The organism is Streptomyces sp. NPDC060366 (genome assembly GCF_042725135.1).
In the GTDB taxonomy this organism is placed as follows: Bacteria; Actinomycetota; Actinomycetes; order Streptomycetales; family Streptomycetaceae; genus Streptomyces.
Genome location: NZ_JBHXDC010000008.1, coordinates 320,393 through 340,489, shown reverse-complemented (window position 1 = coordinate 340,489; position 20,097 = coordinate 320,393). Strand labels below are relative to the sequence as shown.

General features: G+C 66.0%; 20 protein-coding genes and 6 pseudogenes. 15 read left to right on the top strand and 11 right to left on the bottom strand.

The annotated features are described in order from the left end of the window. Window positions 1-52: 52 nt before the first annotated feature. Window positions 53-1,363: a histidine--tRNA ligase gene (hisS, locus tag ACFWHU_RS21970; protein ID WP_387226516.1), complete on the top strand. Its 1,311-nt coding sequence runs from the start codon at window positions 53-55 to the stop codon at window positions 1,361-1,363. A 167-nt stretch (window positions 1,364-1,530) separates the two neighbouring features. Continuing rightward, window positions 1,531-2,243: pseudogene (locus ACFWHU_RS21965) on the top strand (IS5 family transposase); the annotation flags it as partial. 69 nt (window positions 2,244-2,312) lie between these two features. On the opposite strand, the gene ACFWHU_RS21960 reads toward ACFWHU_RS21965, so the two are convergent. Further along, on the bottom strand, window positions 2,313-2,621 hold the full coding sequence (locus ACFWHU_RS21960; RefSeq protein ID WP_387226557.1) for an ATP-binding protein: 309 nt from the start codon (window positions 2,619-2,621) through the stop codon (window positions 2,313-2,315). A gap of 78 nt (window positions 2,622-2,699) precedes the next feature. Between ACFWHU_RS21960 and ACFWHU_RS21955 the strand changes: the two genes are divergently transcribed. Beyond that, the gene (locus ACFWHU_RS21955; protein ID WP_387226512.1) at window positions 2,700-2,867 is read left to right on the top strand and encodes a type I-E CRISPR-associated endoribonuclease Cas2; all 168 of its coding nucleotides are present in this window, start codon (window positions 2,700-2,702) and stop codon (window positions 2,865-2,867) included. Window positions 2,868-3,094: 227 nt separating this feature from the next. Here ACFWHU_RS21955 and ACFWHU_RS21950 read toward each other — a convergent pair whose 3' ends face one another. Then, window positions 3,095-4,039, bottom strand: a complete 945-nt coding sequence (locus ACFWHU_RS21950) for a hypothetical protein (RefSeq protein ID WP_387226509.1) — start codon at window positions 4,037-4,039, stop codon at window positions 3,095-3,097. 207 nt (window positions 4,040-4,246) lie between these two features. Between ACFWHU_RS21950 and ACFWHU_RS21945 the strand changes: the two genes are divergently transcribed. After that, entirely contained in the window at window positions 4,247-4,429 is a 183-nt protein-coding gene (locus ACFWHU_RS21945; RefSeq protein WP_387226507.1) for a hypothetical protein, read from the top strand. Window positions 4,430-4,453: 24 nt separating this feature from the next. Here the strand turns inward: ACFWHU_RS21945 and ACFWHU_RS21940 are convergent. Next, a pseudogene (locus ACFWHU_RS21940) lies at window positions 4,454-4,726 on the bottom strand (SDR family NAD(P)-dependent oxidoreductase); the annotation flags it as partial. Window positions 4,727-4,812: 86 nt separating this feature from the next. On the opposite strand from ACFWHU_RS21940, the gene ACFWHU_RS21935 reads away from it, so the two are divergent. The 6 genes and pseudogenes from ACFWHU_RS21935 to ACFWHU_RS21910 all read left to right on the top strand — a co-directional run bounded on the left by ACFWHU_RS21935 (window position 4,813) and on the right by ACFWHU_RS21910 (window position 8,506). Further along, complete coding sequence (locus ACFWHU_RS21935; RefSeq protein WP_387226505.1) at window positions 4,813-5,544, top strand: hypothetical protein; 732 nt, start codon at window positions 4,813-4,815, stop codon at window positions 5,542-5,544. 88 nt (window positions 5,545-5,632) lie between these two features. Further along, window positions 5,633-6,202, top strand: a pseudogene (locus ACFWHU_RS21930) (cysteine hydrolase family protein). A gap of 100 nt (window positions 6,203-6,302) precedes the next feature. Next, a pseudogene (locus tag ACFWHU_RS21925) lies at window positions 6,303-7,147 on the top strand (pyridine nucleotide-disulfide oxidoreductase). 103 nt (window positions 7,148-7,250) lie between these two features. Next, a complete protein-coding gene (locus ACFWHU_RS21920) occupies window positions 7,251-7,385 on the top strand; it encodes a hypothetical protein (RefSeq protein ID WP_301272146.1) in 135 nt (44 codons plus the stop codon). Continuing rightward, window positions 7,385-7,597, top strand: coding sequence for a hypothetical protein (locus ACFWHU_RS21915; RefSeq protein WP_277312411.1), 213 nt, complete (start codon window positions 7,385-7,387; stop codon window positions 7,595-7,597). Before ACFWHU_RS21920 ends, ACFWHU_RS21915 begins: the two co-directional genes overlap by 1 nt. A gap of 297 nt (window positions 7,598-7,894) precedes the next feature. Then, the gene (locus ACFWHU_RS21910) at window positions 7,895-8,506 is read left to right on the top strand and encodes an NUDIX hydrolase (protein WP_387226501.1); all 612 of its coding nucleotides are present in this window, start codon (window positions 7,895-7,897) and stop codon (window positions 8,504-8,506) included. On the opposite strand, the gene ACFWHU_RS21905 is transcribed toward ACFWHU_RS21910, so the two are convergent. Next, window positions 8,451-8,672, bottom strand: a complete 222-nt coding sequence (locus ACFWHU_RS21905; RefSeq protein ID WP_387226561.1) for a hypothetical protein — start codon at window positions 8,670-8,672, stop codon at window positions 8,451-8,453. The genes ACFWHU_RS21910 and ACFWHU_RS21905 overlap by 56 nt on opposite strands. A 300-nt stretch (window positions 8,673-8,972) precedes the next feature. Continuing rightward, a pseudogene (locus ACFWHU_RS21900) lies at window positions 8,973-9,358 on the bottom strand (thiamine pyrophosphate-binding protein); the annotation flags it as partial. A gap of 218 nt (window positions 9,359-9,576) precedes the next feature. Here ACFWHU_RS21900 and ACFWHU_RS21895 point away from each other — a divergent pair. Further along, a complete protein-coding gene (locus ACFWHU_RS21895; protein ID WP_387226498.1) occupies window positions 9,577-10,314 on the top strand; it encodes a flavodoxin family protein in 738 nt (245 codons plus the stop codon). An 804-nt stretch (window positions 10,315-11,118) separates the two neighbouring features. Here the strand turns inward: ACFWHU_RS21895 and ACFWHU_RS21890 are convergent. Beyond that, window positions 11,119-11,676: a restriction endonuclease gene (locus tag ACFWHU_RS21890; RefSeq protein WP_387226496.1), complete on the bottom strand. Its 558-nt coding sequence runs from the start codon at window positions 11,674-11,676 to the stop codon at window positions 11,119-11,121. Between the two features lie 322 nt (window positions 11,677-11,998). Here ACFWHU_RS21890 and ACFWHU_RS21885 point away from each other — a divergent pair. Together ACFWHU_RS21885 and ACFWHU_RS21880 are read left to right on the top strand one after the other, a co-directional pair. Beyond that, a pseudogene (locus tag ACFWHU_RS21885) lies at window positions 11,999-12,144 on the top strand (IS5/IS1182 family transposase); the annotation flags it as partial. Window positions 12,145-12,227: 83 nt separating this feature from the next. After that, entirely contained in the window at window positions 12,228-13,379 is a 1,152-nt protein-coding gene (locus ACFWHU_RS21880; protein WP_387226494.1) for a hypothetical protein, read from the top strand. Window positions 13,380-13,463: 84 nt separating this feature from the next. Here ACFWHU_RS21880 and ACFWHU_RS21875 read toward each other — a convergent pair whose 3' ends face one another. Next, window positions 13,464-14,072, bottom strand: coding sequence for a hypothetical protein (locus tag ACFWHU_RS21875; protein ID WP_387226492.1), 609 nt, complete (start codon window positions 14,070-14,072; stop codon window positions 13,464-13,466). 122 nt (window positions 14,073-14,194) lie between these two features. Beyond that, window positions 14,195-14,911 (bottom strand): DUF4839 domain-containing protein, encoded by a 717-nt coding sequence (locus ACFWHU_RS21870; protein WP_387226490.1) that lies wholly within the window; start codon window positions 14,909-14,911, stop codon window positions 14,195-14,197. Between the two features lie 352 nt (window positions 14,912-15,263). On the opposite strand from ACFWHU_RS21870, the gene ACFWHU_RS21865 reads away from it, so the two are divergent. Beyond that, the gene (locus ACFWHU_RS21865) at window positions 15,264-16,712 is read left to right on the top strand and encodes a hypothetical protein (protein WP_387226488.1); all 1,449 of its coding nucleotides are present in this window, start codon (window positions 15,264-15,266) and stop codon (window positions 16,710-16,712) included. 66 nt (window positions 16,713-16,778) lie between these two features. Here the strand turns inward: ACFWHU_RS21865 and ACFWHU_RS21860 are convergent, their stop codons facing one another. Continuing rightward, on the bottom strand, window positions 16,779-17,030 hold the full coding sequence (locus ACFWHU_RS21860) for a tyrosine-type recombinase/integrase (protein WP_387226486.1): 252 nt from the start codon (window positions 17,028-17,030) through the stop codon (window positions 16,779-16,781). Window positions 17,031-18,019: 989 nt separating this feature from the next. Between ACFWHU_RS21860 and ACFWHU_RS21855 the strand changes: the two genes are divergently transcribed. Then, on the top strand, window positions 18,020-18,199 hold the full coding sequence (locus tag ACFWHU_RS21855; protein WP_387226484.1) for a hypothetical protein: 180 nt from the start codon (window positions 18,020-18,022) through the stop codon (window positions 18,197-18,199). Window positions 18,200-18,229: 30 nt separating this feature from the next. Here ACFWHU_RS21855 and ACFWHU_RS21850 read toward each other — a convergent pair whose 3' ends face one another. After that, window positions 18,230-19,183, bottom strand: coding sequence for a carbohydrate ABC transporter permease (locus ACFWHU_RS21850; RefSeq protein WP_385792350.1), 954 nt, complete (start codon window positions 19,181-19,183; stop codon window positions 18,230-18,232). After that, window positions 19,180-20,094, bottom strand: coding sequence for a carbohydrate ABC transporter permease (locus ACFWHU_RS21845; RefSeq protein ID WP_385792351.1), 915 nt, complete (start codon window positions 20,092-20,094; stop codon window positions 19,180-19,182). The genes ACFWHU_RS21850 and ACFWHU_RS21845 overlap by 4 nt, the downstream gene beginning before the upstream one ends. Window positions 20,095-20,097: the final 3 nt, after the last annotated feature.

Here is a 20,097-nt window from a genome sequence, read left to right as displayed (position 1 = left end):
TTCGGCGGATCCAGCCGCCGCAGCACTCCACACCATCAGGAGAACCACCAGTATGGCGCAGGCCGCTCAGGCACCGTCGGGCACCAGGGACTTGTTGGCCGATGAGGTACGCCGCCGGAAGGCAGCGTTCGACACTCTCTCGCAGATTTTCGAAGGTTTCGGGTTCGATCCGCTGGAGACGCCCGCTTTCGAGAACTTGGATGTCATCACCGGCAAGTACGGCGAAGAGGCCTCAAAGCTCATCTTCAAAATCCTCAAGCGTGGCATCCATGAGGCATCAGGACAGGCTGACCTCGCCCTGCGCTATGACCACACCGTGCCGCTAGCCCGTGTCATCGGCACCCACGGAGCGAAGCTGCCCACCCCGTACAAGCGGTATGCCATCGGACCGGTGTGGCGTGCTGATCGCCCACAAGAAGGGCGCTTCCGCGAGTTCGTCCAGTGCGACATCGACACAGTCGGTTCGCTGTCACCGCTTGCTGACGCTGAAGTCGTCCTCGCACTCGCCCAGGGCCTGGATGCCCTGGGCGTGCACGACTTCACCTTCGCGGTGAACTCCCGCAAGGCGCTCTACGCTCTGCTCGAGGCGTACGGCATCGATACTTCTGCCGGCCCGGCTGTCCTTGCGACGCTCGACAAACTCGACAAGGTTGACGCTGCTGAAGTCATCAAGGAACTCACCGCAGCACGCGGCTTGGATTCTGAGGTTGCCGAGGCGCTCGTAGGTGATGTTGCCGCGGAGACGAGCGACCGTGTTCGTGAGCGTCTGGGCACAACAGAACAGGGGCAAGCAGGGCTTGCAGAAATTGACCGACTCATCGAGTTGACCACCAGTGCGGGACTCGCCCCTGAACGCATCGTCTACACGCCTCGCATGGTTCGCGGCCTCGACTACTACACCGGCGCCATCTACGAGGTGGTCGCTGCCGGGTACCCAGGATCCATCGCTGCCGGCGGACGCTACGACCACTTGGTCGCCACGTTGGGTGGCCCAGACACCCCCGCCTGCGGTGGCTCCATCGGCATTGAACGCATTCTTGCCATCCAGGGATCCGAGAGCACCGAGCAGCGGGGTCTCGACGTGGCGCTGACCGTCCTCGGCAACGAGGAGCACCTGATGCGCCTGGCTACCGAACTCCGCGGCAGGGGCTTGCGTGTTGGCACGTACCTCGGCTCGTCGATAAAACTCGGCAAGCAGCTCAAATGGGCCAATGATCAGAAGGCTCGAATTGCAGTTCTGTACGGCGCTGATGAGCAAGCCGCTCGCGAGGTCACTCTGAGGGATATGCAGACCGGCGACCAGAGGCGGGTTCCTCTCGGCACGGCTGCCGCCGACGTGTGCCGAGTTCTCGAGCAGTCCTAACTGCCGCCGACGCCTGCCCCCTTCGTGCCGAGGCCATCCCTACCTGCGAAGGGGCGATGGGGAGTATACGTGTGCCCAGCTCGCGGCCAGCCTCATGAGCGGGTGGTCGCAGGGGCCGTCGATGAATTAGACGGTGTCCTATGTGGTGATCACTCGTTGGTCCGCTCATGGGGCGGGGTACATGGAGTTGGATTGTTCCGGACGGCTTGTGGGAGCTCGCCAGGCCGTTGATTCCGGAGGACAGGGTGCGGCCGCAAGGCGGCGGAACGCCGAACACGCCTGATGAGACGCTGTTCGCGGCGATCATCTACGTGCTGGTCAGCGGGTGCGCCTGGCGGGCTCTGCCGCCGTGTTTTGGCATATCGAAGTCGACGGCCCACCGCCGGTTCATGATCTGGCCCAGAGCCGGCGTCTGGGGGCGGCTCCATGAAGCGGTCCTGCACCAACTCGACGACGCAGGCCTCATCGACGTCTTCCGCGTCGTCCTCGACTCAGCCCACGTAAGGGCTAAAAAAGGGGCGAACACATAGGTCCGAGCCCCGTGGACCGAGGCAAGCCGGGTTCTAAGATGCACATCTTGTCGTACGCGAACGGGCTGCCCCTGGTCGTCGGCCTCTCAGCCGCCAACGTCCACGACAGCGAAGGCCTGAAGCCCATGGTCGAGGGTCACCAAACGAGACACGACCCCTATAACGGCCGCTACTTCAAGCCCCAACGACTACACGCCGACAAGGCCTACGACGTCCCCCACCTGCGAAAATGGTTACGCGGCAAGCGCATCGGCGTGCGCATCGCCCGCAAGGGCATCGAGTCCAGCGAACGCTTGGGCCGCCGCCGGTGGGTGATCGAGCGGACCATCTCATGGCTGTCCGGCTACCGCATGTGAACGATCACGTAATTCCCCGGGCCTGCCGTCACGTAATTCCCCAGGTCCTGACCTCGTCCATGTCTACTTGATCGAGGGCTTGCTTGCCTTGTCGGGGCTGCCTCCTCCGGGCCGCTTGTTGGGCCGGTAGCTGGGCCCGTTCATGATCACTTGGTAGCTGGTGTTGATCAGCCGGTCCAGGAGCGACTCGGCGACCTCAGGGTTGGGGAAGAGCGGATACCAGTCGCTCGGCGCCCGGTTGCTCGTCAGGATCAGCGACCGGCCCTGGCGCTCGGAGACCAGCTCGTAGAGGTCGTCGGCCTGGGCCGCGGTCATTTGGCGCATCGCGAAGTCGTCCAGGATGAGCACGTCGGGACGTACCAACTCGCGCAGACGGCGGTCCCAGGTGCGGGGCGGTCATGCGCATCAGGGGGAGGCCGTCGAAGCGGATGGTGCAACTCCTGGGCTGATGTGGGGCGTCCCGACCACCTCCGCGGCGCCCTCAGCCGATGGACCACCGAATTCGCCCCCGGCATCTTCGTCGGCACCGTCTCCGCCCGCGTACGCCACGAACTCCTGCAGGCCGTCACCGACATCGTGGGTACGCGTCGGCGGGTGCCAGCTGTGCGGATTTCGTAGCCTGTCGAGCGTGTTTCGTGACTCCGGCGGGCAACTGCCGGCTCTCTGCCGGAGCGCGGGCTTGCCCGGCCCCGCACTCGGCACCTTCGGGCGGAAGCAGCGGCCCTCGCCGCCGGCACTGCGCGAACTCCCCAACGAGACAACAGCCGTCGCCGATCACGTCGGCACGCCGTGCGCCACGACCACGTCGAAAAGGTTTCTCAGCGATCCTCATTCCCCATACAGGTTCAGGACCCCGGATCCAGATCCTGGACTCTTATGTCGCCACGGACGCGTAGCACTCGTGGGCGGTGCCGGAACCGCCCGAACTCGTGAGGCCCTGACTGGTCTGCCTCGATCTCCACGACGACCTCGGGGACCACTGGCAGGTACCGGACAGGTTCGGCGCTCGGCAGCCCGCCCACGGTCCCGGACAACTCAGCCTCCGTATCTGCGGCCGGCCGGAGCAGCGGAAGCAACGCGTGCCGTACCGCCGAACCGAGAGGAAGGCTGACCCCCACCGCCCGCATCTGACCGCCGCTTTGGGGCAGACCGAGGACGAGGCACTGCGTTGCGGGGGTCCGGCCGCTCACCCCGAGGACCGCAGTCCCGCTGCTGTGCATCTGCCGCCACTTCAACCAGCCCGAGCCGCGACCTGCTACATAGGGCAGGTTCGGTTTCATGACCATGCCCTCGACTCCTCCGAGTGCGCCCGCCCAGTCCAGGGCCGTAGCGGCGTCGGCGGTTGCAGGGACCGGGCGAATCGCCGCCGGCCCACTTCCCAACAGGTCCAGCAGTTGCGCGCGCCGCTCCTCGTAACGCCTGGGCCGCCAGTCCATGTCGCCAACAGCGAGGACGTTGAAGGCTGCCAAATGAACGGTGAAGCCCTCGTTGGGCCGGGGCCCCTGGCCAGAGCGCGACTGTAGTTTCGGGAAGGACAGTTCGCCGCTGTCGAGGACGGCGACCAGTTCGCCGGCCAGGACGCACTCCGGCAGTACGCGCGACGCCTTCGCAAGGTCCGCGAATGCGTGAGTCAGATCGGTGCCGTGCCTACTCCACACTCGGCCCGTACCTGCTAGGACTTGGCAGCGCCATCCATCAAATTTGGGCTCCAGACCTACTCCGGAACCACCGCGGATGCGGTCGACCGACTGGCACAAGGCGAGGGAGACGGGGAGGTCGAAGGCCGGCACGGGATAGAGGTACCCGTCGCGAGCCCGTGATCGGGGCACACGATGGGATGTCACCTGGGTGAGTGAATGGGTCCGCCGAGAGCCGAACCACCCACGGTCGGCATCCGAGATCGAGCGCCGGAGACGCACGATCGGCCATCTGAATAGCCGACCTCCAGCATCCTCGGCCGGTGGGCGTGGCGGTCATCTGCCTGGTGCAGTGGGTTGGTGGGGGACAAGACGGCGTTCGGCGAATGGCCATGGGTCTCTCGCCGCATGGGTGAAGGCGGCTGGCCCTCGCTGGAGATGGGTGAGGACGCCGAGGAAGACGGCGTGGGAGACCGCCAGCACGCAGCCGTGTTCTTCGGCTGTGTCGTGGAGGAAGTCGGCGCAGCGGCTGGCGCTTCGTAGGCTCCGTGGCGCATGAGATAGATGTCAGCCAAGGACCCAACCTCCGTCGATGCGGAGCGTCTGGCCGGTGATGAAGCCGGCGTCCTCGGAGGCGAGGTAGGAGACGGCGGCAGCCACGTCGTCGGGGTGGCCTCGGCGCTGGATGCACTGGCGGGCGCGCTGCCGGGCGGTCATGGCTTCGGGGTCGTCGACGACGGTGTCCTCGGCGGAGACGCGGATGGAGCCGGGGGCCACGCAGTTGGCGGTGATGCTGGCCGGGCCGAGTTCGCGGGCGAGAGCGCGGGTGAGCCCTTCGAGCCCGGCCTTGCGGCATAGAAGTCGATTCCCACAAGTTCCTGCCCGTCTTCATCGGCGCCGAGCGCGCCCACCGGCTCCGCGCCGACATGGCACATCACACCGAGGACGAGTGGCCGCAGTCCTCGGCGGCACTCCTGGACCACCCGGAAGCGCACGAGTGCACTCTTCAGGTCTTCGCCTGCGGCGTCGCCGTGTTCCACCTCGTCCAGCCCCACACACCCTCATCGCTCACTGAACTCGCCGTATGGCGCTACCGCTCCTACGCAACCGATCTGCCGTGGGCCAGGACGAAGATCCACGACCTCCTCGACGCGGACCACTCACGCGTCCCCAACCCCGAATACGTCCTCTCCCTGTACTGGCTCACCTCCACCCCGTGGACCGGCAGCGAGTACGACACCGCTCTGCGCCTGCCGTCCACCCCGTCCGTACTCGTCGACCGCGGCGCATCCGGCGGCCCCGCACCACTCGACGGCGCGGTGGAAGCGACACTCCTGGCCACGGGCTTCGACCACCCGGGCATCGTGCCGTTCGGCGTACGCGGAGTCTCCGCCGGATACGCGGGATGGTCCGGCGTCGCCTACGCATCGATCTCGCCCGAGCGCAGCCTCACCGTGGACGAGCTGGTGGCCTGCGAACTGACGGTCCAGGCCCTGTGGTGCTTCACCCACCAGATCCAGCAGATGATCGAGGACGGCCAGGACCCCTCCATGCCCGAGGAATACGGCTGGCGTTTCCGCGCGCCGCGTACTCCCGGCTCACCACGGCCCGCGCGCAGGAGACCGCTCAGCACGTCCTCATGCGGGAGGCCATCATGAAGACCAGCGGCCTGGCTGACCGCCTGCGTGCGGGACAGGACACCCTACGTGAAAGCGTCGGCTGATACCGAGCAAGGAGAGACACCGGATGGACATCGCCAAGGCGGCACTGGTCGTGATCGACGTGCAGAACGGCTTCGTGAACCGCCACAGCATGCACGCCGTCCCTGCTGTCGCCGACCTCGTCAGCAGTTGGGCCTCGACGGGAAAACCGGTGCTCTTCACCCGCTACTTCAACTACCCCGACAGCCCGTACGAGCGCTTCTTCCAGTGAAAACGCCTCCAAGGGCCGCCAGAGACGGACATCGTGCCCGAACTCGCCGACCGTGCCACCCAAGCGCACGCCGTCCTCGACAAGACCGGATACACGCTCTTCACACCGGAAGCCACCGGACTGATCCGTCACGCCGGCTGGACCGACCTGATTTTCTGCGGAGTGGCCACCGAGAGCTGCGCACTCAAGTCCGCCGCCGACGCCTTCGAGCACGGCTACGCCCCCTGGATCGTCACCGACGCCTGCGCCAGCGACGCCGGACCCGACGTCCACAACGCCGGCCTGACCGTGGCCCGCCGCCTGATCGGCCCCGGACAACTCGTCACAACGAGCCAGGTGATGCGGCAACTCGCCTCGTACGACCAGGCCATGGTGCTGGAATAGCCCACATGGCCGTCACACCGCCCCTTGCCGGAACACCCGTCACCCCGATACCGACCTGGTCATCATCGGCGGAGGCCCGGCCGGCCGCGCCGCCGCCCGCATGGCCGCCAGCGTCGGCATGCGCTCCGTACTGATCGAACCGGACGCCCTGTGCCGCAACCTCTACCGCATCCAGGCGCTGAACAACGTCCTGGGCGGCTACACCAGCGGTCCTGAACTGGCCGACTCCGTCACAGCAGAGCTGAAGAGCACACCACTGTGCCGCATCGAACTCGGCCGACGTGCCACCAGACTCCGTGCCGCTGACGACCACATCACCGTCACCCTGGATTCCGGCAACCAACTGGTCGCCCCTTACGCCATCGTCGCCACCGGCGTCGGCCCCCTCCAGCCGAGCGCCCCCTGGATCACTGCCTCCTCTGGCCTCACCCTCCTGCCGCTGTGGCAGGCCGAAGAAGATCAAGCCGAAGGCCGCACCCTGCTCATCCTCGGCGGCGACCGCCCGATCGGAACCTTCCTCCGAAGCCACCCGACCACCGACACACGTCTGCTTGTCGTCTACCCCCGAGCGACGACTACAAGATCGAAGAGATCCGCGCCGACCCCCGCGTCACCCTCATCCCTGCAGACCATCTGACCCTGAACCCAACGCACAGCACGGTGTTGTCGGCCGAGATCGTCGACCGTGAAGGTGAACTCCGAGGCGTGACAGCCGACTTCGCTTTCCTCAGTATCGGCACTGCACCCACGGCTCCGGGCGGCGACCTGGTCCGCGACACCACCGGCTACTGCCTCCCCGCACACCAGCACCCTCGGGTCATCATCGCCGGCGACCTGCGCTCGGCCCGTTTCCAACGGATCATGACCGCCATGGGCTCCGGCAGCGAAGCAGCCCTGCACGCCTTCTACGCGACGCGGGACCTGCTCCCCGGGAACTCCCGTTGAACCTGTAGGGTCTCAGATTTCGTGGCCAAATCTCACGGTCGATGGCCAAGCGATGGTAGATCTGACACGAGTTTGAGATTGGCAGGTCAGGCCCTTCACTCATATGAGTGAGCGGGGTCTGATGCCGCCCCGCTACGGAATCTGCGCCGACGACTGGCCGGAACCCGGGGAGGCGTTCAAGGCTCACCGGCGGCTCCGCGCGGTCAACGGCGGCAGCGACGACGAACAGGAGGCGTGATGCAGAGCAGTGCGGAGAACATCGATGTTGTGCTCAGGATCGTGGACACCATGGTCGCCTACCGGAAGGCGCACGGCGGCCTACCTGCCGACACGGACGGCCTTGAGGACATGGCCGTGGCGATCGTCGAGGCACTGGAGCGCGACGACTTCCGCATCGTGGACGTCTTGAGCGGCAGCCGGACCGAGACGCCCACACCCGAACCGGCCTGACGGCACGGTAACGGGGCGCCAGCCACTCCGGCCGGCGCCCCGCTTGCGTTCTGCGCTCCGTCAGCTGGTGGTTAGCCAGCGAGCTGACGAGCCAGCAAGCCAGCCGCCCCGAGGATTCGGACACGATCGTGAGACTGGACGGCTGGCCAAGCCGTGAGACACGACGACAACTACCAGGTCACGGAACCGCCGCTGGCCATGGGCGGCGAGACCCTACAGAACCAGCCACCTGCTGGTGTTCGTGAAGAGAAACGTCGAGGCGGACCATACGGATTCTGAGGCAGACTCACCGAGCCGATGCGCTGGGCGTATCGCTCTCACGGCTTGAGATCGTCTGGAGGAACGCACTTGACTGAGTTCGGTCAGCCAGCGGCCCGGTGGAAGAGCGAACCGATGACGACGAGGCTCATCGCTGCTGTTCTCGTCACAGACCCGGGCAACGGCAGAATCCTCATCCTGCGGCGGAGCAGCCACTTGGATTTCACACCTGGCGAATGGGATGCCCCCAGTGGCAAGGGCGAACCAGGGGAACCGATCACCGCGACCGCGGTACGGGAACTGAAGGAGGAGACGGGCGTTGTGGCCGCTGAGACGGATCTGCGCCTCGTCCACGTCGTTCATGGCTCCTGGGGAGCGAAGGTCCCAGGGGATGTTCATGGCCCTGGTCTTCCACACCGACCAGTGGAGCGGTACTCCCCACAACGCGGAACCGCACAAACACGACACCATCGCCTGGGTACCTCCGGACGACCTTCCGCAACCCTTCACACACACCACCCTGGTCGCCGTCAAGCGGTACCTGGACGGAGGCCCGATCCTTTCGTTCGACGGTTGGCTAGAGGCCGGATGACGGTCAGTCCGGGCAGCTGCCGCCTGGCCGTCGTTCAGAGGCGTGCAGCTCAGCAATGAGCCGTGCGGCTTCCTTCCTGGCCAACTCCAGCCGGGGATCCGCGGGGTGCGCGTGTGGCTCTGCGACCTTCGCGCAGAAGAACAGTGCGGCATACGACCCGGTGCGCGCGTGCACCAGCCAGACGATGCCGATCCCCGTCATGGCGATGCCCAGACGGGGGAGCACGAACCTCCCTTGCGTCATACGGCTCTCAGCTTGGGACCATCCCCGCGGGTGCGGGGAGCACACCATGAGGGACGCGGACGCCGCGCTTGATCCGGGACCATCCCCGCGCCCAGTGGACAAGCTGACGAGCCGACAGCAGCGAGGCGCGGACTGCGTGTTCTGCAGCAAGGAACTCGCAACGGGCCGGGTCACGGACCTCGGCCCACGCCCCCTCGTCGCACACGGCATCAAGGCACGCTGGTTCCCGCGGGCGTGCCGACCACGGTGCGCGCCAATGACCCGCCCCTCACGGGACCCTCCCGCTTCGATGTCTTCCGGCACCGCCAGGAACACGGCTCCGGGCCGCTCGCTCTGCGCGGTCTTGAACGCCTTGCGGGTCATCTCCGGCACCGCGTCGGGACACTCGATGCGGGCCGACCACTGGGTGACCGGAGCGAACATTGACACCAGGTCGATGACCTGGTGCGATTCCTTGTGGACACGGCGCAGCGACCCCTGCGCGGCCAGGGCCACCATCGGGGAGCCGTTGGTCATCGCGTCGCGGTGCCGAGCGGCAGATTAATCGCACCAGGTCCCAACGTCGCCGAGCACACCCCGGCGCGGCCGGTCAGCCGTCCGTAGATCTCCGCCATGAACGAGGCGGCCTGCTCGTGACGCACCAGGATGTACCGGACCCCGGAGTCGCGTTTTGGCTACCCATGACACGAACTTAGGCACGCCCACCGAGCCCGGCCACTTACAGGCAGCTGGCCGAGGCGGCGGTGCGGACACCAATGCCTCGGGCATGCCGAGGCCATTCGGCGGCCCTGTGATGGCGGCTGCTGCGGGCTGCCCGCAGGCTGAATCCGGATGTGGACGCGCGCCGCCGAGCATCGTGCTGCGCAGAGAGTTCCGGGAGGACCGTGTGACCGCCTCGTCGCCCGCCACCGACACACCGCCGGCCCGCTACGACGACCTGCAGGCTCTGGTGATCAACTGCACCCTCAAGCGCTCGCCGGGAACGAGCAACACCCAGGGCCTGATCGGCCGCAGCACCGCAATCATGGAAGGCCAAGGTGTCCACGTCGACATCGTCCGGGCCGTCGACCACGACATCGCCACGGGCGTGTGGCCCGACATGACGGAGCACGGCTGGGAGACCGACGCCTGGCCGGACCTCTACCGTCAGGTCATGACGGCCGACATCCTCGTGCTGGCCGGACCGATCTGGCTGGGCGACAACAGTTCCGTGATGAAGCAGGTGATCGAACGCCTCTACGCCTGCTCCAGTCTTCTCAACGACGCAGGCCAGTACGCCTATTACGGTCGCGTCGGCGGCTGCCTGGTCACCGGCAACGAGGACGGCGTCAAACACTGCGCGATGAATGTGCTCTACAGCCTCCAACACCTGGGGTACACCATCCCTCCCCAGGCCGACGCCGGATGGATCGGCGAGGCCGGCCCCGGCCCCTCCTACCTCGACCCGGGCTCCGGCGGACCCGAAAACGACTTCACCAACCGCAACACCACGTTCATGACCTGGAACCTGCTCCACCTGGCCCGGGCATTGAAGGACCTGGGTGGCATCCCCGCCTACGGCAACCAGCGCACCGCCTGGGACGCAGGCTGCCGCCACGACTACGAAAACCCGGAACACCGCTAGGGACACCAGTGGCATGGGCAGCCGCGTCGGTTGGAAGCAGGGGCCCGTCCCTGCGCCAGTCGCGGCAATCGCACAGAAGCTCGACGAAGAGGCGATGTCGAAGTCGGGACCATCCCCGCACGCGTGGGGATGGTCCCGCACATAATGCGCACACACAAAACCCCAGGTCAGTAGGACTTTGCGATGGGGTCCAGGATCGCCACGCACTCCACGTGGTGCGTCATCGGAAAGATGTCGGCCTGGGAGAGTCTCGGAAAAGCCCAGTTCAGAGCCCCTTTTATGGCTCGCGGTACCGCGTGCTGGCGCCCAGAGCGTCAAACGAGCGTCATGACCAACAGTCCATTCCTCCTCCTCGGGACGGAACAGGTTGCCACGGTTAGGCCCCCCCTGCACGAGCCCTCGGATCATTGATCGCCAGGGCATTGGTGGACTACCACCTCGCGAGGGCATCATCACCCCCTACGGGATCCAAGCGGAGGCGACGTTGGAAGCCTTGCGGGACGCGAAGAGCGACGGCTGCCAGCTCGCGAAGGTGGACACGGCTCACCGCATCCAGGGGTCCCGCGAAACCGGCGCGGTCGGGGACCGGTAGGTCTTGCCCTGGCGACAGCGGGCACCGCCTGCCGCCGGGTAACCAGTACGGGGGTGTCGCTTGGGAATCCGCGAGTCCGCAGTGCACGCCCGCCAACCAACTGCCGCATGGCAGGGGCGATACGCTGCTGCGATCCGCAAGGGTTCGCGGATACGTAGTGGGCGAGCGTCAAGCAGGCGGGTTGGATCAGGGCCGATGAAGCGCGGCGCAGCCTAGTGGCGGTACAGATTGGCTACACCGCTGCGCAGCCATTCATCGTATTCCTGAGTTCGGTGGACTCCGACGATCCGATCCAGATGCTCCTCGAACGCCAGCTCGACCGGGCCCAGTCCTGTATAGGAGCGCATTAGGGCTCCGTCTGCGCGCGGGGCAAGGTGCACGCACCCGATCCCGGGATTCCGCGCATTGCTTGCCCGGGACAGAGCAGCTTCGGAGAAGCCACCCGCGGCGTAGAGCACTCCGCGGTCACAGCCGACGTCGAGCAGTTTGCCAACGAACTCGTCAATGGTCCCGATGCTTACCGGCCGCTTGTATCGCTTGGCTTCGATAGCAATCGTGATCTCTTGGCCGACAACCTGCCCGCGCACCAAGGCGTCGAGTTGTCGCGTGGCTCCGCTGACCAAGCCGGTCACGTGGGCGTCCGGTTCAACAGTGGCGCCTGAATCGAGGCTCTCGACGAGTTCGGCGACTTCTTGCTCGAAGTGCTGCCACGGCTCCTGCTTCTTCCCTCGAACCTGACCGCTTTGGCTCCCCGCTCCTTGTCGAATCACCGCCGCATGCTAGCCCGATCTTCGACACTCTTCTGAGGAGTTGCCCCACTCAGGCCATTTCAGGCTGCCCTTGCACCCTCGCAACGGACCGCGCGGCGCTCGACGCCGCGACCAAGGTGTTCAGTCCGAGCAGTGCCTCGGAGTATCGACTCGTGGCTCTGCGGCTGCTCGGCGATTCGAGCAGGGGCGGCAACTACTGAACTGCAACGGGCAGCCCGCCCACGCCGACGGGTGACCCACGGCACCGGGACCGGCTTGCGCATCGCCCGGCCGCCACTCGCCTGCCACGACAAGGCGTTCGACGACCTCACAGACCTGCCACAATCGCGATCAAGCCAAGATCCGCAGCCTCGGCGAACGCGCCATGGCATCCTCAAGTCTCGGCGGCTCCTGAAGAAACTCCGCTGCAGCACCATCCGGATCACAGCCGCTGTCCGTGCCGTCGTTGCCCTCGAACTCGCCACCTGATCATGATGGGAAGGGCGCCCCGCGCCAATGGCTGGTCGGCACGGTGACGGTCCGCTCGCAGGATGCTCGTAGGCTTGCATGCCATGACGACGCGGATAGCGGGGGATCAGGTGCTCAATCCGTGGACCCGCACGACCAGGAACGCACCGTACGCGGTCCCCGAAGACCTGCCGCACTTGCAAGCCCTCGCCGACACCCAAGTCCACCCCTCGCACGCGCCGTACCAGCTCAACCTGACACTCCCGCCGGAACCGTTCATCGGCCTCCACGACGCACCCCTGGTCATGCTGCTGGCCAACCCAGGTGTGAGCGACGCAGACCCGGCCGCCTACGCCCGGCCCGGCGTGACCGAGCGAACCCTGCAACACATCGCGAACGCCGGCGGGACCCCCAACCACTTCCTGACGCACCCCGACAAGGACCATCCAGGACTCCGGTGGTGGTCCCGGACCCTGAACGGCCTGACGAAGCAGGGGCACAGTCACGACGAACTCGCCATGCAGATCCTTGCCGTGCAGTTCCACGGCTACCATTCGCAATCGTGGCGGCCGATCCCGTACACACTGCCCTCCCAGTCCTTCGCCTTCTACCTGGTGCGCCGCGCCATGTCCCGTGACGCGGTGATCGTCCTCGAGCGCATCGCGACCACCTGGAAGATCGCCGTGCCGGAGCTGGCGTCGTATCCGAATGTGGTGACGCCGAAACAAAACCGGAGCGTGCAGATCAGCCGGGGCAACTTCAGCCCTGAGACTTCGAGCGGATCGAGCGAGCCCTCAAGAGCTGAGCACGCACGGCGATGCGGTGCGCGCCCAGCGGGAAGGCGGTCAGAGGTTGGCACGCGCTTCGGCCAGCTTCACGTCCGCCGCTCGCAACTCCCCGCATGCCTGCGGGTGCCTCTGATCCATCTCCTCAAGCCGTACCGGCGACTTGGACAGAGCCATGGTCGCCTTCAGGTCCAGTCCGGCGTCGAACTCGTACGGCTTTTGCGAACCGATCGGCGCCGGTCGCGGCGACGACTTCACATGCGCCATCGCCGCGATCTTTCCTTCGACCCCGCCGAAGTAGATCCACAGCCGGTCGCCGTCCCTCATCCGCTTCAGCGGCTTCCCGAGCCACCACTCGGTCGGACCGGAGTCTTCGCGCGCCAGCCTCGCGACCCGCGCTGGGGTGGAGGGGGCCGTTCTCGATCGTGTCGCGCTCCGGGTCCAGGCGGTACAGCCAGTCGCGAGGGCTGACGACCTGGTAGTCGGCGCGTCCGCCTCGGTTCGGCAGATCAGCCTGCTGCAACCGCACCTACAACGGCCAGGCCCGCTGGGTGGCTACGTGGCCTTCGACTTATGCCGCCAAACGGCATGCTCCAGCCCGCCTTTGTCGTGCCCAAGAAGCGCGGCGGCTTCCTCATACACGGCGCGCAACTGGTCGTATGGGAGGTCCGGAACACCAGCATCCCCGGCGAAGGCACGCAGGTGTACGTCAACGGCGACGTGCGAACGGCCGACGAGATTGCCTATGTAGTCGATGCTCTTCGGCCCCACTCCCTTCACCGTGCGCAGAGCGGCGCGATTGGCCTGATGATCGAGCCAGGCGTAAAGGTCCTCCCGGGTATCGACCCCGTCGGCAGCGAGGAGGTCGGTGATGGCGTGAGCCGTCGCGACCTTCTGTGCGTGGTTGAACTTCATGGCCACGGCGAGGTCTTCCGTGACGAGCCGGCGCTGGAATCCGCGGACTGTTCTTGCATCAGCCCAGCTCAGTTGCAAATGGAGGAGCCGCGGTCGGAGATTCCTCTCGTAGTTGCACCGTGGCTGGAAGCTGACGTCGCAGATGACAGCACCCATGTGGGTCCATCCGCCGGGCTGGAAAAACGGTCCGCTGCCAAGGGAATGTCGAACGTGGTCGGCGAGCCGCTGGGTAGGGCTGGATGCGAGCATGGGTCAAGGATGGCGCTGCCGTCTGGCAAGCTGGTGGGAAAGTTCAAAACTCTCGAATGGATGGAGCAGGGGGCCGTTCCATCGGGAAGCTTCCTCCACGATGGGAAGGCTGGCCATCTCGGCTACCGGGTCTCCGTCGAGACCGGGGCGAGGCGGAATAGGCACTGGACCGTGTTGAACTCGATCACCTCGGCGATGAAGCGGAACTTGTCGCCAACTGCAATGGTGGCAGGGACCTCCTTGCCGGTCAGGTGGAGATTGCGGGTGTTGACGTCCTCGTACTTGAAGTTCGGGCCGTCCGTCGTCTGCGGCCCCTTGTCGCCCGGGCCGAGAAGGAAGTCGTAGCGGGTCTGGTCATCCGCGTGGGCCGCCATGTGCCTGACTGACCCGTCGAAGGCGACCGTCTGCCCCTCGTGCTTGGTTGCGAAGTTCACGTTCGCTTCGCCGCACGGATCCGCCTTCAACAAGGTGGCGAACTCGGGACTGTTCTGCGCCGTGATCATCTCAGCGGTGGTCGGCTCGTCTACGGGCGGCGTAGCGGAAGACTTCTCACTGGCGGCGGGCGAACTGGCTGACGCGCCCTTCTCCTCGTCGCCGTCGCCGAGCGCGACGCCCGTGCCGATGATGGCGGCCAAGACCACGAGGACGGCAGCCCCCGCCCCGATCAGACGCCAAGGAAGTGGCCTCTTCGCCCGACGGAAGTTGAGGGTGGTGCGAAGTCTGCCTGGGAGCTGTTCCACGAGCTCCCATCCCTCCTTCTGCATCTTCGAGATCACCAAACCGTCGGTGCCCCGAACCGTCTGCACGACCTTGTACTCGTACTTGATCTCATCGGCCATGCGGCTCTCCGCCCCCTGAAGCGAACCGGTCATACCAACTGGGCGCGAGCATAGATGACTCCGCGAGAGACGAGCTTCGCCTTCGGCCCCCGCTCTCCTGCTCGACCGGTCGTTCGCTGCCGCGCCTGAGCAGCGCGTCTCGGTTGCGGATGCAGGGCACCAAGACGATGTCGAACAGCAAATTCCGGGCAGATCTGTCCTGTGGAGGATCGGCAGGGCTTTACACCAGGTGCCGTCGGCCGTGGTCGAGTTCAGCCTTGGCACCACCCGTATGAGGGGCCAACACACCTCCGTCGCCTCCCTTCCCTCTACCTTGACAATCCCATCTGCACCCTCGAGTGGAGCCGGAGTGGTGAAGTACGCAGTGTCTGCGCCGCAGGCCGACTTGCTGCGCGAGCTCGCGGCAGTCTCCGATGCGGTGCACGTTCCACCCGGCCGTACACAGGTCGCCTGGGCGCTGGAACAACGAGGGCTGATCAAGAGGACCTGGCGCGGCAGTGGTCACGTCGCCGTGGTAACTGCGGACGGCCGCTACTACCTCAAGCACGGCAAGCATCCCCGGCAGGTCCAGGCGGAGAAGGAGCGGCTGGCGGGTGACAGTGCTCAAGCTGCGCTCGCCCCGGCCGGCGGGGCTGAACTGGTCTCCCGTCTGCAGTCGGCATCAGGGACGATCACGGTTGCTGATCCTGCGCCTCGGACCCGGGGACGGTGGCGGGCCGCCTTTTACGACGCACTCCACCACGGGCACGTTCCGGGAGGTCACAAGGTGCGGTGGAACGGTCGCCAACGTGGCGACTGTGTCTTCACCTTGGTCAACGAAGAGGCCGAGAAGGCTAGGCAGTCTCCTCCGGTGCCGAGCATCGACGTGCCGGAAGTTCTGGATCGGCCTCACCCTCTCGTCCGTGTGACGCGTAAAGCCATGGGCCGCTCCCAGGGCACGGTCGACACCCGCGGCAGAGCGGAGGCCATCCCATTGCATGTGTCGCGTCCGCTTGCCGACCGCGCCCTACGGATCATGCACGCGCTACTGACCGAAGCCGAGAACCGCGGCTACACAGCTGAGCCTCAGACCGACCTCCAACGCGGCGAGGCCCTACACACACTGGCGATCGTGATCCGGGGCCGAGCCTTTCCCCTCGTCCTCACGGAACGGACGACCAAAGTCCCTCACGAGCCGACTCCGAAGGAGGTACGCCAAAAGGAGCGCAATCCCTGGATCCGGCTCCCCAAGTACGACGAGGAGTTCAACGGACGCCTCGCCCTCGGTGCACCCGCCAAGAGCTGGTACCAGCACTCGTATGCGCACAGCGACGGGGCGCGATGGACGCTGGAGTCGCGCCTGGGTCTCTTCCTACAGGACCTCGAACATCTCGCTGCTGAAGGCGAACGCCGGGACCGAGAGCAGGAACTCCTCGAAGCCGAGCGGCGGCGCCGGTGGTACGCGGCTATCGCACAGGCGCGTGAGCAGCAGATCGATCAGCAGCGTGCGAAGGTGCTCGCCGAACAGATGAGTGCGTGGAATCAGGCTGTCGAGATCCGCGCCTTCTGCCAGGCAGCCCGCGCTCGAACTGGCAATGCTCCGATTCCGGCCGGCGAGGCGGAATGGCTGCAGTGGGCGGAGGCGTATGCCGCACGGCTCGACCCGCTGCCCCACGCGCTTGTTACTCCGCCGGATCCCCCGGCCAGGCGGGAGGTTCTTCGCGAGCTTGCAAAGGTCGATGCCTACGCCTATCCGTGGCCGTTCGACGCTGACGGCCGCTGGGTGCTCCCCCAGGAACAGCCGGCCGACTCGAACTCGTGATCGTGACCGCGTTACGCTCGCAACCGGCTTCGCCCCTGTCGAAGCAGGACAGGGGCGAAAGAACGTTTATGCGGCGATCGTGAGCGAGGTTTCCATCCGCTCCCAGGCCCCGAGGACGGCCTTGTGCGCGTCCGCCTGCAGGTGGGCGTAGCGCTGGGTGGTCTGGAAGCTCTCGTGGCCGAGGAGGTGCTGGACCTCGTAGAGGGAGACTCCTTTCTGCCCCAGCCATGAGGCGCAGGTGTGGCGCATGGAGTGGGGCGGATAGTGCGGGACGAGCTGCTGCTCGCCGTCGTCATCGAAGACCCGCAGATGCGCCAAGTACACAGAGTCCCCCGCCGACAGAGGCCGCGACAGGATTCCCAGAGTCCGACGCCACTCCCCGAACCGCCGCTGTCGACGCCTGAAACTCGAGGCGACTCATGTGATGAGAATCCGCGACCAAGGCACGGCGCTTCCGCTCGACATCCCGGTCGCAGCGGCTGAGAAAGCGACCGCCCCCGCTCAATTACTGCAACCGCACCCCGACATAACAACAGCTCAAACTCCTGTCAGCAGCATCACTGCGTGACCTGCACCGCCACTGCGAACGCTGAGCCAGCGCCAACTATCCCCCTTTTGCGGCAACTAACAATCCTCGTCGTCACACCGGCGACCACACCAGCTTTCCCTTGCCTGAGTACAGCTCGGCAAAGTCACCGTCTGAAAACAACTCGCCCGACTTGTCGCGGATCCGCATCGTCAGACTGCCTTTCGGGAACGCAGCTCGTGCCAAGCGGGCCAGCGTCCCCCGACAGACCGTCAATCTTCCTGGCTCGCAATGACTTCGACGCCCTCCTTCCAAATACAACGCCGGCCTTCACGACCACAACGGTCACGAAGGCCGACGTCATTCTTGCCCCCTCCCGGATTCGCCAACAGTGTCCCGTTAGCGGGGGGAACCCCTTGCCCCCATGGGAGACGAATGGGAGAAGGATCTTGCTCATGAGGGCTAACTAAGGCTAGATGCTCGCGGCGGAGTTCAGCAGGTAAGCCGCTGACCAGCGACTTTCTGGGTCACACCGTTAATCCAGACGATCACGGTTCCCCCTCTTCCGTAGCCCCATGTGGATTGCCCGCAACACCCGGCAGTGGAAACACGTGGCCGATTCCGGCTGCCCCGTCGACACCTCGCCGTTGCCGGTCCGTGGCCTGATCGCCACCTCTTACGGAGGCGGCGCAGAGTCCTGGTTCACGGAGCGTTTTCAGCCGGAGCCGTAACACATACGGACAGATGGTCGTTGGAGTCGGATGTGACAAGGGGGTATGCGATGCACCGCGTCGTACTGGAGACATTCCCGGCCGGGGACCCGCGGGGAAGCCGGCCCGCCGAGGAGTTCGCGAAGGCGCGGCGGGACGAGGGAACTCCCGCCGAGGTGGTGATGGACCTGGAGTCGGACGTCTTCCTCGTCGTGGTGGTGCCGCAGCAGTCCAGAGAATCCGCCTCCTGAAGAAGTCGCGGCCCAACGGCCCTTTTCGGCTCAGCCCTTGCTGGATCCGAGGGTGAGGCCGGCGATGAAGTGCCGCTGGAGCAGCAGGAAGACGATGATCGTCGGCAGGGCCACGATGAGCGAGCCCGCCGCCAGCAGGTTGTAGTCGGTGAAGAATTGACCGCGCAGGTTGTTGAGCGCCGAGGTCACCGGCAGTTTGTCGCCGTCGGAGATGAAGACCAGCGCCCACAGGAAGTCGTTGTACATCCAGGTGAACTGGAGCGTGCCGAGGGCCGCGAGGGCCGGCCGGCACAGCGGCAGGGTGATCCGCCAGTACTGCGCCCAGACACCCGCCCCGTCGACGATCGCCGCCTCCAGGATCTCGATCGGCAGCGTGCGCATGAAGTTGGCCAGGACGAAGACGCAGAAGCCCATCTGGAAGCCGACCTGGACGGCGACGACGGCCCAGTACGAGTCGTACATCGTCATCGAGTCGGACATCCAGTACGGCAGCGGGATGCGGTTGAACAGCACGTACAGCGGCGTGATGATCACCTGCTGCGGCAGCAGATTGCCCGCGGTGAACAGCATCAGCAGGACGATCGACCCGCGCATCCTCAACCGCGCCACGGCGAAGGCAACGAACGAGGCGAGGAAGAGCGCGAGCAGCACTCCGGGGACGGCGATGATCAGGGTGTTGACGAAGTACTTCGTCATCCCGGAGTCGGTGAACGCCTGTCGGTAGTAGTCGAGGGACAGCTTGTCGGGCAGCGAGAAGTAGCCACGCTCGGACGTCTCGTCGTACGGCCGCAGCGAGGCGTACACCGCAAGCAGCAGCGGCGCGAGGAACCCGAGCGAGACGGCCATCAGGAAGGCGTGCACCCCGAGGCGGCCCGGAGTGACGCGGCGTCGGCCGGCGGGCGGGCCCGATGTCCCGGGCCCGCCGGCGGGAGCGGGTGCGGGCGTGGGCGCGCCGGGGGTGGCGGTGTCGGCGTGGCTGCTCATCGGGACTTCTCCCCTCGGATCTCCTGGACCAGATACGTCACGACGAAGCCCATGGAGACGACGAGCAGGACGACGGCGATCGCCGATCCGAAGCCGATCCGGCTCGCCTCTCCGATGATGTTGTCCGTGACGAGCACCGAGAGCAGTTCGAGGCCGTTTCTGCCCTTGTTGACGGCGTAGACGATGTCGAAGGCGCGCAGCCCCTCGATCACCGTGATCACGCCGACGATGACGTTGACCGGTCGCAGGGTGGGGAAGACGACCCGGAAAAATGTCTGAGTCTCGCTCGCGCCGTCGATGGCGGCCGCCTCCTTGAGAGAGGCGTCGACGGCCTTGAGGCCCGCCAGATAGAGGATCATCACATAGCCGGTGTGCCGCCAGGCCGCGGCCAGCAGCACCATCCAGATGTTGATGTCCGGATCGCCGAGCCAGTCGGTGGGGTTCGCGGTGTCGCCGAGGATCGCGTTGAGCGCACCCTGGTCGCGGGAGAAGACGAGTTGGGCGATGAAGCCGACGACGGCCAGCGAGAGCACGACCGGCAGATAGATCGTCGACTGGTAGAAGCGGCTGAAGCGCACACCGCGGTCGATGAGTACGGCGAGGAGCAGCCCGAACGGGGTGGCGACCAGTGCGAGGAAGCCGAGCCACAGGAGGTTGTGCCGCACGGCGGGCCAGAACTGCGGGTAGTTGGTGAACAGGTTCTCGTAGTTCTCCGTGCCGACCCACTCGATGTCGCTGATGCCGTCCCAGCCGGTGAAGGACAGCACGATCGAGGCGACGGTGGGGCCCCACACGATGACGAGGTCGAGCAGGAGGGGTATTCCCAGAAGTACGCAGAGGACGGCACGGTCCCGGGCGGAGAACCGCCGCGGGCCCCGCCGCCGGGTGCGCCGCGCAGTGAAGAACGCCACGGA